Below are 14,712 nucleotides of genomic sequence, written 5' to 3'. Positions count from 1 at the left end.
TCTGCAAGCAGCGCTTCCTCTCGATGTTGCCTCTTGAGTTGAGGTTGAAATCTGTTACAACCTAAAAGGGCATCAAGGAGGGATTGGATGCAGATTTCCATCTGGCATTGGGCTATAGTGCTGCTGCTGATCGGCGTGCCTGTTTTCTTTGCCGTTCGGTCAGCCGCAAAGCCATTACAGGATACTTCGGCTCTCGTAGGTTTCGGAGGCTGGCTTATGCTGCTGGCGATCCTTCAGGCTTTCTCTCCGCTACGCACGCTCGTCTCATTGGGCTCATCGAGTGAAGGCTACCGACAGCTCATGACGCTCCCGAATGGCACTTTGGCGGTCTACGGAGAGATTGCCCTCTTGCTGGCGTTTGCGGTGTTCCAGGTGGTTGTGCTCTTTGCGATGCTGCTGCGGAGTTACCGCTTCAAGCAGCTATTCCTGTATCAGTGGTTTGCAATACCAATCGTGTTTATTCTGGACGCGGTATGGATCTCAGCGGTTATGAGCGCTCCTGTGAGCTTGGTGCTTGCAGGGCATGCGCTGGTAATGCCCGCAGTTTCTTTTGTCTTGACCGGCATCTGGGTCGCCTACGTCTACAAGTCGGTCAGGGTGAGAAACACGTTCGACCGGGTCGCCATATCCGGTCAGGTCGCGAGTGCTTCATAGAGCTTGCCGCGAGTCCTATGTATGGCTGCCGACAAAAATGCCGGGCGCCCAATATGGACCCGGATCATCCGGCTACTAGGCCTGCTCTAGCGAGGATTTCAGGAGCCGGCGTGACATGCCCGTGCGGCTTGCAGTAGTCCGGGTCGATCGCGCGATAGCCGAGCAGATGGCCGAGTGGCGCTAGGATCGCCAGCGCCACTTGCTGAATCGAAGGTGGCGGGTGCGTGAAGACGATCACGTCGGCAAATTCCCTGGCGATGACTGCCGCCTGAAGCGGCGAAGGTCTGCCTTTTCTGTCCACCTTGCCGGCATTGGCCAGGCCGAAGAGCATGCCAATCAGCAGCTCGAAACGGTTCGGGTCGACATCTTCCGCACCTGGCGCCCGATCGACTTCGACCAGCACATGCGCTTCTTCGGTTTTGCTGCTGTTCCACCAATCATGTGCGACGCCCGCTTCGACCGTGGCGGATTGGCCAGGCCCCAGAGACAAAGTCTTCCCGCCGATGCAGGCGTCGAGCCGGCCGCCGAGGACGGTAAACCGTTCTGTCAGGTTCGGGTGGAAGTGCTCGCCCACCACTGCGGCTCCCGGCCGGGCGGTCAGATGAGCGATGCCAGGTCCCTGGCCGCGGTCTTCGGTGCCACGCAGGATGACTGCATATTCGCCGGTCACCTTGTTCTCGTAGACATCTCCACAACGTGACATGGATCAGCTCCGGGTTCAGAGCACCGCTGCCGGCAAGGTTACGGTTAAAGGGTTGGTCGTTCAACGACGCTCGAACGGGCGATTGTGAAATTCTTGCGCCGGCTCCGTCGACACGGGCGCGACCGGCGCTCTACCGGATATGCTTAGGCGGGCGCGCTCGTGGAAACGGCACGACCGTCAGTGGCGCCTTGCGGAATTCCGCGATGGCTATTTCTTCAATCAGCGCGTCGAGGGCCTCGTTGACGCGTCGGCTCGTTTCATCCGCGCCGCAGAGGCGGTTTTGTGCGCACTCCAAAAGCTCTCGCGCCGCGGCGAAATCGCTTCGCATGACAACACCCTTTGGTTTTTGGCCCGCCGCACGGCCATTGTCGGCGCGCTTAATTGAGCGAGTGCTAATATACACAGGAGCAATTTAATCGAATGCTGTTAAATGGCCCGGAGCCCGGAGAGCGGCCGAAATGACCGCCCTGTAAGCGCAAGACACGAATAGGCTAGGGATCTCCTGGTATGAGACGCCAAAGCGCAATCTGATGTCAGATTAAGCCGGCAACTCACGCAAAATTTGTGGTTCGCCGAGGGGGGACGGTCGGGAACGCGTGGGGCCTAATACGTTCTTGGGCGGCTTAGAAATTCTCGGGCGGCGGCAATCTGGCGTCGATGCTCGCGAAGGAATGCCGCGCCGAAACAAATGGCGAAGGCCAGTACCGAAAGACTTGTCGTTGCTCTTGATGCAGGATCAGGATCGGGACTTATCAGGAAACGGAAGCCGAAGGCGAAGGCGAAGACGACAACGCCACCAAACATGCCGCTGACGAAGGGGGTAGTCGTGCGTCTCTGCTCCAACGAAGACTCCTAGGTTTTCCGCTAGGGAACTATGGTTTCCGCTAGGGAATATATGCGTTGAAGCTGATGTGCTACCGATCCTGACGGCCCCGGCCTGTGGATATCGGGGATGAGCAGATATCAGGCGCCCCGGAGGTCTCAAGAAGCCCGTGCTGGTGCCCCCGGACGGGATCGAACCGCCGACCTTCGGTTTACAAAACCGCTGCTCTACCAGCTGAGCTACAAGGGCACGGCGCCTCGGTTAGCATATTTGTTGCGCCAGTAAAGACAAAACTCCGTTTTTCGGTTCCCGGCGAACGCGCCGGTTCTGCCGCCAGGGCGTCCTGAAAACGGCCAATTCGCTCCCTATATTGATCGAAGGTGCAATCGCATCAGCGAGGCTGTCGCATGATCAGGTTTGTCATCATTCTCCCGCTCGTCGTCGTGACCTGGCTTCTCCTGGTGAAGCTCATCAAGGATCTGAAGCGCGCCAATATCGACTGGACCGGCGTCACCACCATCATCGGCTTCATCGCGCTCGCCTTCTGGCTTCGCCATATCACCGGCATGGGCTGAGGCCTGCCGATTGTTCCGGTGAACTGTCGACGGCGCGACCGTTCGTGGTCGCGCGGCTGACAGCATCAGACCGGGCGATTTCCCCCGTCGAGAAAAAATCCAAAAAGATCTTCGAACCTTTTTCCTTGTTGCGACGACTGATGGTCAAGGGGCGGTTGGATCGCCTCCCACAACAAGGAGATCGTCATGTTCAAGCGCACCATCGTTTCCGGCCTCGTCGCCACCACTGTCGCCGCCGCCATGCTGGTCGGCACGGTTCAGCCTTCAGCCGCCCATCACAAGCACAAGCACCTCGGCATCGGTATTGCCGCAGGTGTCGGCGGCTTCCTGCTCGGCAGCGCGCTGGCCCAGCCGCGCACCGTCTATATCGAGGAAGACGGCGGCTCCTGGCACGTCCGGCGCTGCCTCAATCGCTACCAGAGCTACGACCCGTACTCGGACACCTATGTCGGCTACGACGGTTATCGCCATCGCTGCCGGCTTTGAGAGCCACTATGCCAGCTTGAGAGGAGGTGACCGTTTCAGGCACCGGAAGAAGGGGCACCCCACTGCCCCATTTTCTGTGTGTCTGGGCTCCTATTCGAATGGTCGACCGCCACTGTCGGCATAGCGCATCATTTTCGAATTGGGCGCCGTCGATGAAACTGCCAATCTCCCCCCTTGCGGGGGAGATGCCCGGCAGGGCACAGGGGGGTGCTGTCCCGCACTACCTGTCAATAGATGACAGTCAAGTCCTAAGCCAATTCCCAGTTGGAGTGGCTAAACATCGAAGCCGGCGATCCTTCCCACCCCCCTCTGTCCTGCCGGACATCTCCCCCGCAAGGGGGGAGATTGGATTGCCGAACGGCTTTCGCCAACCGCCAACACTGAAGACTGCCTTATCCCGCCGTTCGGCTCTTGCCGGATGTACAGCGATTTCCCGACAGCCTAATCTACTGCCGAGCCGAAACAGGGAGAGGGCGCTTGGGCGAGCACGATCCGAACGAAGAGCCGATCGAGACGGTTTTCCGCAACGGCACAATCACCACCGTCGGCATCCTGCTGGCGTTCTCGTTGGGCTTCATCACGCATTGGGCCGCCAACCCGATACCATGGGAAATCTATCACCTGGCCGCAGTCGTGCCGATTTTGATCGGCATTGCCCTGCAGATACGAGCGCTGCGGTTGCTGCTCGACTTAACGTCTCTACAACGGCGCGTTCTTGAACGCGCCAATCGTATCTTCATTGCCGGCCTCATCTTCACCGCCTGCGGAGTTGGGCTGGCGATGCTGCTTGATTTCTACGACCTATCGACCAAGAGCGCGGTGCCCGGGGCCTAGCTTTGGCCATCCTGGCTGATGTCGCACCATTCGGCGCTGGTCAGCGCTGCCATGCGCTCGGTTCGCTGCCAAGGCCGGGACGGGTCGGCAGGCCGCCGATCATCCTCGTCACCTCTGCAGCTGCATCGCGCACCAGCGGGCCGATCTCGGCTAGCCGTTCCGGCGTGACCCGCACCGTCGGCCCGGAGACCGAAACGCCGCCGATCGGCTCGCCGAATTCGTTGAAGATGGCGGCGGCGACGCAGCGCATACCCGGATGCCGCTCCTCGTCGTCGACCGACCAGCCGCGCAATTTGATCGTCACCAGGTCGCGGGCGAGAGCCGAGATGTCGGACAGCGTGTTTTCAGTGAAGCGCTCCAGCCCGGCCCGGCGCAGGATGGTGGCGACGCGTTCCGGCTCGAGATGCGCCAGCACCGCCTTGCCGATACCCGAGGCATGGAAGGAGCTGCGCGTGCCTGGCCGGAAGAAGGCGCGGATCGCCTGATGGGTCTCGACCTGGCTGACGAAGACGACGCAATCGTCCTCGGCGACGCCGAGATTGGCGGTCTCGCCGGTCTTCTCCATCAATTCCTGCATGACGATACGGGCGCGGTCGACCAGCTTGCGGCGGCGCAGGAACGCCGCGCCCATGCGATAGGTCTCGACGCCGATCGACCACAGCTGGTCGGTGCCGTCGAACTCGACCATGCCATGGTTCTCCAGCGTCGTCAGCATGCGGTAGGCGGTGGATGCTGGCAGACCGGAACTGGCGGCGATCTCGCTCAGCGACAGGCCGCTGCCATCGGCCACGATTGCCAGGATGCGCAGCGCCCGGTCCAGCGACTGCACCGAAGCGGCCTCGGACGGCCCGTTGAAGGCGCGCGGCCGGCCGCGCTGGCGTTTTTCGGTGGTTTCCATCGGGCCGTTCTTCGCTCTGTTTGCCCAAATAGGCAATGGAAAAGTTTTTCACCGCTTTGCGAAGTGAATTCGTGGAAAACAGAAAGCCAAATCAATTCAATCCACAAGAGCCGTTTTCTAGAAATGAAAAAATATTCTGAAAAAATTGAGAAATCGTTGGTGCGGTGGCATCATCGGCTATCAACAATTCCGTGGAGGCTGACATGGCCAGGATGCGCGCAGTCGACGCAGCGGTTCTCGTTCTCGAAAAGGAAGGCATCTCCTGTGCCTTCGGCGTGCCGGGTGCTGCGATCAACCCGCTCTATTCGGCGCTGAAGGCGAGGGGCAGTATCCGCCACATCCTTGCGCGTCATGTCGAGGCAGCCTCGCATATGGCCGAAGGGTTTACCCGCGCCAGGTCGGGCAATATCGGGCTGTGCATCGGCACTTCGGGTCCCGCCGGCACCGACATGATCACCGGTCTCTATTCGGCCGCTGCCGATTCTATCCCGATCCTCTGCATTACCGGGCAGGCGCCGCGCGCGCGTCTCAACAAGGAAGATTTTCAGGCCGTCGACATCGCCGCCATCGCTGCACCCGTCGCCAAATGGGCGGTCACCGTCATGGAGCCCTATCTGGTGCCGATGGCGCTGCAGAAAGCGTTCCATCTGATGCGCTCGTCGCGGCCGGGGCCGGTGCTGATCGATCTGCCGGTCGATGTGCAACTGGCCGAGATCGAGTTCGACATTGATGCCTATGAGCCGCTGGTGCCGTTCAAGCCAGCAATGTCGCGCGCTCAGGCCGAGAAGGCGTTGACGATGCTGAACGCAGCGGAAAAGCCTGTCATCGTCGCCGGCGGCGGTATCATCAACGCCGATGCGTCGGACCTGTTGATCGAATTCGCCGAAGTCACCGGCGTGCCTGTCATCCCGACACTGATGGGTTGGGGCGCGATCCCCGACGACCACCGTCTGATGGCCGGCATGTGCGGCCTGCAGACCTCGCACCGCTACGGCAACGCGACGATGCTCGAAGCCGATTTCGTCTTCGGCATCGGCAACCGCTGGGCCAACCGCCACACCGGTTCGGTCGACGTCTACACCAAAGGCAAGAAGTTCATCCACGTCGATATCGAGCCGACGCAGATCGGCCGGGTCTTCGCGCCGGACCTTGGCGTCGTCTCGGATGCCGGTGCGGCGCTTAAAATGCTGCTAGACGTCGCCACCGAATGGAGGACGGCCGGAAAATTGCGCGACTGGTCGGGCTGGGCCGGCGAATGCCGGCAGCGCAAGAAGACAATGAAGCGCAAGACCCATTTCGAGCAGGTGCCGCTGAAGCCGCAGCGCGTCTACGAGGAGATGAACAAGGCGTTCGGCCGCGACACCACCTATGTCACCACGATCGGCCTGTCGCAGATCGCCGGGGCGCAGTTCCTGCATGTCTACAAGCCGCGCAACTGGATCAATTGCGGCCAGGCCGGGCCGCTCGGCTGGACATTGCCGGCAGCACTCGGCGTTCGCGCCGCCGATCCGGACCGCACCATTGTCGCGCTGTCCGGCGACTATGATTTCCAGTTCATGATCGAGGAACTGGCGGCCGGCGCACAGCACAAATTGCCCTACATCCATGTCGTGGTGAACAATGCCTATCTCGGCCTGATCCGCCAGGCACAGCGCGGCTTTTCGATGGATTTCGAGGTCAGCCTGGCCTTCGAGAACGTCAACCGGAAAGACGAACCTGAGGCGGGCTACGGCGTCGAGCACGTCGCCGTTGCCGAGGCGATGGGCTGCAAGGCGGTCCGGGTGCGCCGGCCGGAGGAATTCGCCGGTGCCTTCGAAGAGGCGCAGCAGCTGATGAACGAGCACCAGGTTCCGGTGGTGCTCGAATTCATCCTCGAGCGCGTCACCAATGTTTCGATGGGTACCGAAATCGACAAGATCACCGAATTCGAGGAACTTGCCGAGCATCACGAAGATGCCCCCACGGCGATCGTCATGCTGGACTGACTGGGAGAAGAAGAATGCCACGGTTTTCAGCCAATCTTTCGATGCTCTTTCCCGAGCATAACTTCCTCGACCGCTTCGATGCCGCCGCCCGCGCCGGCTTCAAGGGCGTCGAGTATATCGGCCCCTATGACCATGCGCCGGATGTGGTCGCGGCCAGGTTGAAGAAGAACGGGCTGACGCAGGTCCTGTTCAACCTGCCTGCCGGCGACTGGGCCAAGGGCGAGCGCGGCATTGCGATCCTGCCGGACCGCGTGCCGGAGTTCCGGCAAGGCATTGCCAAGGTCGTCACCTATGCGCACGCGCTGGGCTGCGAACAGGTCAATTGCCTCGCCGGCATCGCGCCGCAGGGCGTCGATCGCTCCGTGCTGGAAGACGTCTTCGCCGAAAATCTGGCTTTCGCGGCCGAAAAGCTGGAGCAGGCCGGCATCAGGCTGCTGATCGAACCGATCAACACCCGCGACATTCCGGGTTTTTTCCTGAATTACTCGCATCAGGCCCTGGCGCTGATCGACCGCGTCGGCTCGAAGAACCTGTTCCTGCAATACGACATCTATCACATGCAGATCATGGAGGGGGATCTCGCCCGTACCATAGAGGCAAACCTCAGCCGCATCGCACATATCCAGCTTGCGGACAATCCCGGCCGCCATGAGCCGGGGACGGGCGAGATCAATTTTCCCTTCCTCTACAACCACATCGACCGCATCGGCTATTCCGGCTGGGTCGGCGCAGAATACAAGGCAAAGGGCGGAACGGAAGCCGGGTTGGGGTGGTTTCGGGACGCGGCCGGGCAGGGGAGTGCGGCGGCGTAGACGCTACGTGTCGCACGTCGCGTTCCCTCGCGCCCCCCTCTGGCCTGCCCTCTTTGCCAAAACTTGGCATCTCCCCCACAAGGAGGGAGATTGGATGTCACCGCCGCTTTCGCCAATTTTCGAGGTCGGGAGGGCCGGCGCGGGAACTGCCGATCTCCTCACTCGTGGGGGAGATGGCCGGCAGGCCAGAGGGGGGCGCGCAGGAACGCCGCCTTAACAAGAACGGAGAACTACCATGGAAACCATCGGCTTCATCGGCCTCGGCATCATGGGCGCGCCGATGGCGGGGCATCTGCTCGACGCCGGCTATCAAGTCTTCGCCAGCGACCACCGCTCGAAACCGCCGGCCGATCTCGTCGACAAGGGTCTGAAGATCGTCTCTGGCCACAGCGCCGTCGCGAAAACGGCCGACATTGTCATCACCATGGTTCCGGATACGCCGCAGGTGGCCGACGTGCTGTTCGGCGAAAACGGCGTCGCGTCCGGGCTGACAAGAGGCAAGCTGGTCATCGACATGAGCTCGATCTCGCCGATCGAGACCAAGGAATTCGCAAAAAAGATCAACGATCTCGGCTGCGACTATCTCGATGCGCCGGTGTCGGGCGGCGAGGTCGGCGCCAAGGCAGCGTCGCTGACCATCATGGTCGGCGGCGAGGAAAAAGCCTTGGAACGCGCCAGGCCCATCTTCGAGAAGTTGGGCAAGAACATCACGCTGGTCGGACCGAACGGCGTCGGCCAGACAACCAAGGTCGCCAATCAGATCGTGGTCGCGCTGACCATCGAGGCCGTCGCCGAAGCGCTTGTCTTTGCTTCAAAAGCCGGCGCCGATCCGGCCAAGGTCAGGCAAGCGCTGATGGGCGGGCTCGCCGCCTCGCGCATTCTCGAAGTGCACGGCGAGCGCATGATCAAGCGCAGCTTCGCGCCGGGCTTCCGCATCGAACTTCACCAGAAGGATCTCAATCTCGCGCTGGAAGGCGCGAAAGCCCTCGGCGTGGCGCTGCCCAACACCTCGACCACGCAGCAATTGTTCAATTCTTGCGCGGCGAATGGTGGGGCTAAGGAAGATCATTCGGCGCTTGTTCGAGCGCTGGAGCGGATGGCGGGATGTGAAGTGGGTGAATAGTGAATGGTGGGTAGGTAGTCAGTAGCAGATAGGTGAGTAGTTGATAGTGAATTGGTCACGACTTACGTGCAGTCTCACCATTCACCATTCACCATTCACCATTCACTCTTTCAAAAATTTCCTTGCCGCATAAAGCGCCACCGCCGCCGCGTTCGACACATTGAGGGAGCGGATGGCGCCGGGCATGTCGAGCCGGGCAAGCGTCGTCACCGTTTCGCGCGTTTTCTGGCGCAGGCCTTTGCCCTCGGCGCCCAGCACCAATGCGATCTTTTCTCCCGAAAAACTCTTTTCGAGCTCCGCCGGACCGTCCGAATCCAGCCCTATCGTCTGGAATCCGGCCTCGTGCAGTTGGCCGAGCGCGTCGGCGAGGTTCTTCACCTCGATCTGATCGATGTGCTCCAGCGCACCGGAGGCCGACTTCGCCAGTACGCCGGATTCCTGCGGGCTGTGGCGCGCCGTGGTGATCAGCGCGCCGGCGCCGAAGGCCACCGCCGAGCGCAGGATCGCGCCGACGTTGTGCGGATCGGTGATCTGGTCGAGCACCAGCACCAGCCTGGCGTCGCCAAGCGCATCGAGCCGCTTCGGTTTCAGCGGCTCGGCCTCGATCAGCACACCCTGGTGCACAGCATCGGAGCCGGTGACCTTGTCGATGTCCCTGGGCTCGACCAGTTCCGCCTTGAAGGCCAAAGCACCGAGATCGGCGATTGCCAGCCGCTCGGCAGCGTTGCGCGTCACCAGCATTTTTTTGATCTTGCGACGCGGATTGTCGAGCGCCGCCCGCACCGTGTGCAGCCCGTAGAGCCGCACCAGTCCATCCGCCGGGTTCTCGCCGGCCGGCACCGGCTGGCGTGGCCTGAACGACGGCGCGCCGCCGCTCTTCTCGTCGCGATGCGCGCGGCGCAGCTTGGCGTAGTGGGTGTCTTTCGGGGTCTTGGACTTGTTATCGTTGCTCATGGCCGGCTTCTATAGCCGTGTCGTCCGGCCATGGATACAGCCGCAGAAGCTGCTTGTCGGGCGAGGCGTGAGATTCAGCGCTTTTTGCCGGGCTGTTGCGGTTGACAGTTTTGGGCGCTGCCGCCATAAGGCGCTTCGCGGAAGGGCTGCTTTGGCGGCCGCGACGCGTCGATGCCTCGTTGCATGGCTCCGGCGGCAGACTGGAGAGGTGCCCGAGTGGTTAAAGGGGACGGACTGTAAATCCGTTGGCTATGCCTACGTTGGTTCAAATCCAACCCTCTCCACCACTGCCGGCCCGGAAGCCCTGAAACGCAGAGCGAGCGTCGGAGCGGATCCGACGCTTGACTGAAAGGCGCGGGTATAGCTCAGTGGTAGAGCAGCAGCCTTCCAAGCTGAATATGCGGGTTCGATTCCCGCTACCCGCTCCAGATTTCCCGCAGCCGCCGCGTCCCTCGCGCACGATCCCGAAGCAGGCAGCGCCAAGCGAAGCGCTTTGCCGATAGTTCAAAGTATTCGTTGCGCGTCCAAACGGACGCGCGACGAACTCTAATCTGTGTTTTACGCATATCGTTGTCCCAACCCGCAGGCGGCATTGGGCGACAGGCGTCAGCTCGCGAATTTGCTGAATATGGACGCGAGTTGGTTCTGCTGCGGCACTTGCCCTTTCGGCGTCAGCTGGTCGACAAGCCCGGGCAAGGCCGCGGACAATTGCTGGAGCAATTCCTGCTGGTTCAGGCCCGTCCTTTGGGCGATCTCCTGGATGATTTGTGGCCCGAGAGCACTGCCCAGATCGCTGGGGTTGATCGGCTGGTTCTGACCGGTGCCGACCCACGAATTGACGACGTTGCCGTGGCCGGCGTCCTTCAGTTTGTCGAGCAGGCCGCCCAGACCGCCGAGCAGTCCGCCGTCGGCGGATGCGGTTGCATCAGGCGGGACGGGGGCAGGGCTTTGCGCTGCCTCCGGCTGGGCGGAACTTCCACCGCTCAGCATTTTTCCCACCAAAAGTGCACCGAGCGCGATCATCAGCGGCTTGGCGACGTTGCCGCCGGGAACGGCATTGTCAAACAGTCCCATTGTGGATCTCCATGTCAAATTGCCCGTCCGTCCCCGACAATGACGCATTCATGGCGAATTTCAAGCCGGTTTGAGCTTTCCGTAATCATGATTTTCAAGTTGGCTTGAGCTTTGCTTAATAATGTGGAAGTAATCGAGCGCGGGGAACGGAGAGGAAAAATGTCAATATTAAGCTGGATTATTCTCGGCGTCATCGCCGGCTTCATAGGCAGCAAGATTGTCAATAAAAGCGGGCAAGGCCTTGTGCTCGACATCGTGCTCGGGATTGTCGGGGCTATCGTCGGCGGGCTCATCTTCAGTGCGTTTGGTGCGTCGGGCGTTACCGGGCTCAACATCTACAGCCTGATCGTAGCCGTTGTCGGTGCCGTGGTTGTCCTGTGGGCCTATCACCAGTTCAGCGGCAAGAGGGCTCTGTAGAAGCCGTTCGGCAGTTGCGTCGGCATTCACCCGAATGCCGACCGCCTATCTGATCCTTTTGAGGATTTCGCGGATCAGCGTGTTGAGGCCGGCTTCCAGCCCTCTCACCATGATCGGCCATAATTCCTCGAGCAGTCGCTGCCATGCCGCATCGCGCCCAATCCTCACCGGCAGATTTGGCATCAAGCCCATTGCCGCCGTCACGTCGCGGCGCAGCCGTTCGCCACAGGCGCTTGCGCCGCTGATCGTCGGATCGAAGGGCAGCCGGGTGAATCCCATTTTCCGCGTTGTTCTATGCCGAGATTGCTCTCGACCTCGGCATGCGAGAGCACCGTTTTGGACGTGACCTTGATGCGGTAATATTTGCAGAGTTCGGCGACAACCGCGGTCATCGCGTCCCACTGCGCCCTGGTCATCGGATAGCGGCCGGCATCGAACGGCCTTTCCTCCCGGCCATGCAGCAGAGCGAAACCCCGATCGAGCCGCCGTTGCAGTTGAGCGTGTGCGCGGCATATCCCGGTTTTACCCGGCCCGAATTGAGTGCGATCGAAGGCCGGCCCCTGACCAGACGGCCATTCCCCTCGACCAGTATGTGATACGCATCCCTGTCGGTATCGCCGGCCGAATGCGAGCCTGCCGTCCAATGGCAAATGACGCGCCTCATCGCAACATTGGGCAACCAGTCGGGCGGCAATGCCACAGAAATCTCCGCGACATAAGTTCAGTGACGGAGCACAGTATAGTTTGCTTGGCGGCGCACGCGAAAACGAAACGATAATTTGGTTGAGCGTTTCTAACGGTCAGCTATTCGCCGGCATCTCCGGCGACCGCGTGTTCTTCATATTGCGGCAGATCGTCGGTGATCGTGAACCACTTTGCCTTGGAGCCGACGAAGATGTGCTGCGTCGGGCGGATGGTCGGCTCGTCGACGAGGCTTCCCATGGCGACATGCACGAAGGCACCGTCGCGGACCACCGAATAGAGCAACGAGCCGCAAGTCTTGCAGTGCGCATCATGGCCGGTTTCGTCGCCGAAGATCATGAGATTGTCCTCGCCCGTCGCCAGGCTCAGCCTGTCGCGCTCGATGCCGGCGAATGGCTTGAAGGCCGAGCCGGTGGTGCGCCGGCAGTTCGAGCAGTGGCAGTTCGCGGCATAGATGAACGCGTCCGCCACCGCGTACTGAACGGCGCCGCACAGGCACTTTCCGGCGAGCGTGCGGTTGCGTGAATTCTGGTTGTCATCCGGGCTTGCCACGCGCTCCTCCCATTGTGCAGGCCGATTTCAGTTTCAAGCGACGACGGTCAACCGGCGCTTGCGCTCGTCGAGCGAGACGATGGTCAACCCGCTGGCCACCACCAGCAGGATGCCGCAGATGGCCAGCGCATTCGGGAGCTGCCGGAATACCACCAGGCCTGAAATCACCGCCCAGACGGTAAAGCAATAGTAGAACGGCGCCACCACGCTGGTCGGCCCGACGCGATAGGCCATGAAGATGAAGAAGTGGCCGAAGATCAGGAACAGTCCGGCGCCGCCCATCAGCAGCAGGTGACCGGTCCCAGGCACCACCCACTGCTCGGAAACCAGATGCGCAACGCCGGCGCCCGCGAGCACCACAATCACCGCGGAAATAGCCACGACCATTCCCGGCACGTCGGCGGCGACCTTGCGTCCGGCCAGATCGCGCGCCGCGGACAGGGCTGCATTGCCTAGCGCCAGCAGGGCGTAGACCGAAATCCCTTGCATTGTCGGTTGTGCCACCATCACCGCGCCGACAAAGCCGAGCCCGATCAGCGCCAGGCGTACCCCGCCGATCCGTTCGCCAAACAGCATCGAGGAGCCGACCAGCATCAGCAAGGGCGTGATCTGCCCGAGCGCGGTCGAGTCGGCGATCTGCATGTTGGCGAGCGCCACCACGTAGCAAAGGATAGCACCCAGCTCGAGCAGGTTCCTGCGCAAAACCTTGGCGTCTAGGATCAGCGGGATCTGCTTGCCATAGCCCAGCATGAACAGCAGCGGAATGCCCCACAATGTTGCCGCAGCGCCGCGCAGGAACAGCACCTCATAGGGCGGCAGTCCCGCGGTTGCGAGCTTCATCATCGTGTCGTTGACGATGTAGGACCCGGTCGAAACGACCATGAACAGCGGGCCTCGTATGGCAGTCGGGATGAAATGCATCGGCCCACGAAATCAGACCGGCGCCAGAGCGGCAATGGGCCAGATCCGGCTGTAAATCCGTCAAAGCCGTCAGCCGCCGCCGTAACCATTCCATTTGCCCTTGTTCGTTCCTATATCCGCGCCACATTCTCCGAAACCGGATCACGCGTTCGGGCGGGCGAGCGCGCTCGGCGACAAGGCACTTGTGTTTTTCGGCCTTAGTCGCTAATCGCCCCGCATTCGACTGAACTGAAGGTCCAGGCCGTCCCTAGGCCGTCCAAGGAAAGAGACTATGGCAAAAGGTAAATTCGAGCGCACTAAGCCTCATGTGAACATTGGCACGATTGGTCACGTCGACCATGGCAAGACGTCGCTGACGGCGGCGATCACCAAGTATTTTGGCGAATACAAGCGCTACGACCAGATCGATGCGGCGCCGGAAGAGAAGGCGCGCGGCATCACCATTTCGACGGCGCATGTCGAATACGAGACCGCCAACCGCCACTATGCCCATGTCGACTGCCCCGGCCACGCCGACTATGTGAAGAACATGATCACCGGTGCTGCGCAGATGGACGGTGCGATCCTGGTGGTGTCGGCCGCCGACGGCCCGATGCCGCAGACCCGCGAGCACATCCTTTTGGCCCGCCAGGTCGGCGTGCCCTCGATCGTGGTGTTTTTGAACAAGGTCGACCAGGTCGACGACGCCGAGCTGCTCGAGCTGGTCGAGCTGGAGGTGCGCGAGCTTTTGACCAAGAACGAGTTCCCCGGCGACGACATTCCGATCGTCAAGGGTTCGGCGCTTGCCGCACTTGAAGATTCTGACAAGAAGATCGGCGAGGACGCCATCCGCGAATTGATGGCTGCGGTCGATGCCTACATCCCGACGCCGGTTCGTCCGCTCGACAAGCCGTTCCTGATGCCGATCGAGGACGTGTTCTCGATCTCGGGCCGCGGCACGGTGGTGACCGGCCGCGTCGAGCGCGGCGTCGTCAAGGTCGGCGAGGAGCTGGAGATCGTCGGCATCCGTCCGACCACCAAGACGACCTGCACGGGCGTCGAGATGTTCCGCAAGCTGCTCGACCAGGGCCAGGCCGGCGACAACATCGGCGCGCTGTTGCGCGGTGTCGACCGTGAAGGCGTCGAGCGCGGCCAGGTCCTGGCCAAGCCCGGCACCGTCAAGCCGCACAAGAAGTTCGTTGCCGAAGCCTATATCCTGA

19 protein-coding genes and 3 tRNA genes are annotated in these 14,712 nt (G+C 61.4%); 11 read left to right on the top strand and 11 right to left on the bottom strand.

Going from position 1 to position 14,712, the window contains the following annotated elements:
• Positions 1–87 precede the first annotated feature (87 nt).
• Positions 88–654, top strand: coding sequence for a DUF2569 family protein (locus NKH70_RS29130; RefSeq protein WP_352720797.1), 567 nt, complete (start codon positions 88–90; stop codon positions 652–654).
• A gap of 64 nt (positions 655–718) precedes the next feature.
• On the opposite strand, the gene NKH70_RS29125 is transcribed toward NKH70_RS29130, so the two are convergent.
• The 4 genes from NKH70_RS29125 to NKH70_RS29110 all read right to left on the bottom strand — a co-directional run bounded on the left by NKH70_RS29125 (position 719) and on the right by NKH70_RS29110 (position 2,429).
• Positions 719–1,357, bottom strand: coding sequence for a cupin domain-containing protein (locus NKH70_RS29125; protein WP_352720799.1), 639 nt, complete (start codon positions 1,355–1,357; stop codon positions 719–721).
• Between the two features lie 130 nt (positions 1,358–1,487).
• On the bottom strand, positions 1,488–1,685 hold the full coding sequence (locus tag NKH70_RS29120) for a hypothetical protein (protein WP_352496180.1): 198 nt from the start codon (positions 1,683–1,685) through the stop codon (positions 1,488–1,490).
• A 275-nt stretch (positions 1,686–1,960) separates the two neighbouring features.
• Positions 1,961–2,200 (bottom strand): hypothetical protein, encoded by a 240-nt coding sequence (locus NKH70_RS29115; protein WP_352720801.1) that lies wholly within the window; start codon positions 2,198–2,200, stop codon positions 1,961–1,963.
• 153 nt (positions 2,201–2,353) lie between these two features.
• Positions 2,354–2,429 (bottom strand) — tRNA-Thr (locus tag NKH70_RS29110).
• 158 nt (positions 2,430–2,587) lie between these two features.
• Between NKH70_RS29110 and NKH70_RS29105 the strand changes: the two genes are divergently transcribed.
• The 3 genes from NKH70_RS29105 to NKH70_RS29095 all read left to right on the top strand — a co-directional run bounded on the left by NKH70_RS29105 (position 2,588) and on the right by NKH70_RS29095 (position 4,075).
• Complete coding sequence (locus tag NKH70_RS29105; protein ID WP_352720803.1) at positions 2,588–2,755, top strand: hypothetical protein; 168 nt, start codon at positions 2,588–2,590, stop codon at positions 2,753–2,755.
• Positions 2,756–2,941: 186 nt separating this feature from the next.
• Entirely contained in the window at positions 2,942–3,241 is a 300-nt protein-coding gene (locus tag NKH70_RS29100; RefSeq protein WP_352724701.1) for a BA14K family protein, read from the top strand.
• Positions 3,242–3,718: 477 nt separating this feature from the next.
• Entirely contained in the window at positions 3,719–4,075 is a 357-nt protein-coding gene (locus NKH70_RS29095; protein WP_292665071.1) for a hypothetical protein, read from the top strand.
• A 40-nt stretch (positions 4,076–4,115) separates the two neighbouring features.
• Here the strand turns inward: NKH70_RS29095 and bhcR are convergent, their stop codons facing one another.
• Positions 4,116–4,973, bottom strand: a complete 858-nt coding sequence (gene bhcR / locus NKH70_RS29090; RefSeq protein ID WP_352720806.1) for an HTH-type transcriptional regulator BhcR — start codon at positions 4,971–4,973, stop codon at positions 4,116–4,118.
• Positions 4,974–5,176: 203 nt separating this feature from the next.
• On the opposite strand from bhcR, the gene gcl reads away from it, so the two are divergent.
• From gcl to NKH70_RS29075, 3 genes are all read left to right on the top strand, one after another.
• Positions 5,177–6,958 (top strand): glyoxylate carboligase, encoded by a 1,782-nt coding sequence (gene gcl / locus NKH70_RS29085; RefSeq protein WP_353026743.1) that lies wholly within the window; start codon positions 5,177–5,179, stop codon positions 6,956–6,958.
• A gap of 14 nt (positions 6,959–6,972) precedes the next feature.
• Positions 6,973–7,770 (top strand): hydroxypyruvate isomerase, encoded by a 798-nt coding sequence (gene hyi, locus NKH70_RS29080; protein ID WP_352720809.1) that lies wholly within the window; start codon positions 6,973–6,975, stop codon positions 7,768–7,770.
• Positions 7,771–8,005: 235 nt separating this feature from the next.
• Positions 8,006–8,893: a 2-hydroxy-3-oxopropionate reductase gene (locus tag NKH70_RS29075; RefSeq protein ID WP_353026741.1), complete on the top strand. Its 888-nt coding sequence runs from the start codon at positions 8,006–8,008 to the stop codon at positions 8,891–8,893.
• Positions 8,894–8,995: 102 nt separating this feature from the next.
• On the opposite strand, the gene NKH70_RS29070 is transcribed toward NKH70_RS29075, so the two are convergent.
• Positions 8,996–9,847, bottom strand: a complete 852-nt coding sequence (locus NKH70_RS29070; protein WP_352720811.1) for a TrmH family RNA methyltransferase — start codon at positions 9,845–9,847, stop codon at positions 8,996–8,998.
• 202 nt (positions 9,848–10,049) lie between these two features.
• On the opposite strand from NKH70_RS29070, the gene NKH70_RS29065 reads away from it, so the two are divergent.
• Together NKH70_RS29065 and NKH70_RS29060 are read left to right on the top strand one after the other, a co-directional pair.
• Positions 10,050–10,134 (top strand) — tRNA-Tyr (locus tag NKH70_RS29065).
• A gap of 67 nt (positions 10,135–10,201) precedes the next feature.
• Positions 10,202–10,275: transfer RNA gene (locus NKH70_RS29060), tRNA-Gly, on the top strand.
• A 178-nt stretch (positions 10,276–10,453) separates the two neighbouring features.
• On the opposite strand, the gene NKH70_RS29055 is transcribed toward NKH70_RS29060, so the two are convergent.
• Positions 10,454–10,921: a YidB family protein gene (locus tag NKH70_RS29055; protein WP_352720813.1), complete on the bottom strand. Its 468-nt coding sequence runs from the start codon at positions 10,919–10,921 to the stop codon at positions 10,454–10,456.
• A 159-nt stretch (positions 10,922–11,080) separates the two neighbouring features.
• On the opposite strand from NKH70_RS29055, the gene NKH70_RS29050 reads away from it, so the two are divergent.
• Positions 11,081–11,338 (top strand): GlsB/YeaQ/YmgE family stress response membrane protein, encoded by a 258-nt coding sequence (locus NKH70_RS29050; RefSeq protein ID WP_023717513.1) that lies wholly within the window; start codon positions 11,081–11,083, stop codon positions 11,336–11,338.
• Positions 11,339–11,383: 45 nt separating this feature from the next.
• Here the strand turns inward: NKH70_RS29050 and NKH70_RS29045 are convergent, their stop codons facing one another.
• From NKH70_RS29045 to NKH70_RS29030, 4 genes are all read right to left on the bottom strand, one after another.
• On the bottom strand, positions 11,384–11,617 hold the full coding sequence (locus tag NKH70_RS29045) for a hypothetical protein (protein WP_352720815.1): 234 nt from the start codon (positions 11,615–11,617) through the stop codon (positions 11,384–11,386).
• A 133-nt stretch (positions 11,618–11,750) separates the two neighbouring features.
• On the bottom strand, positions 11,751–12,038 hold the full coding sequence (locus tag NKH70_RS29040; RefSeq protein ID WP_352915877.1) for a peptidoglycan recognition protein family protein: 288 nt from the start codon (positions 12,036–12,038) through the stop codon (positions 11,751–11,753).
• A 104-nt stretch (positions 12,039–12,142) separates the two neighbouring features.
• The gene (locus tag NKH70_RS29035) at positions 12,143–12,592 is read right to left on the bottom strand and encodes a GFA family protein (protein WP_352720817.1); all 450 of its coding nucleotides are present in this window, start codon (positions 12,590–12,592) and stop codon (positions 12,143–12,145) included.
• A 33-nt stretch (positions 12,593–12,625) separates the two neighbouring features.
• The gene (locus NKH70_RS29030) at positions 12,626–13,513 is read right to left on the bottom strand and encodes a DMT family transporter (protein ID WP_352915874.1); all 888 of its coding nucleotides are present in this window, start codon (positions 13,511–13,513) and stop codon (positions 12,626–12,628) included.
• Positions 13,514–13,784: 271 nt separating this feature from the next.
• Between NKH70_RS29030 and tuf the strand changes: the two genes are divergently transcribed.
• Positions 13,785–14,712: elongation factor Tu (gene tuf / locus NKH70_RS29025; RefSeq protein ID WP_353026737.1), on the top strand; the 928-nt coding region annotated here is incomplete at its 3' end.

It is taken from the genome of Mesorhizobium sp. M0991 (assembly GCF_040318915.1).
In the GTDB taxonomy this organism is placed as follows: domain Bacteria; phylum Pseudomonadota; class Alphaproteobacteria; order Rhizobiales; family Rhizobiaceae; genus Mesorhizobium.
Note: the sequence above shows the minus strand (reverse complement) of the source record. Positions and strands in the feature narration are given on the sequence as shown.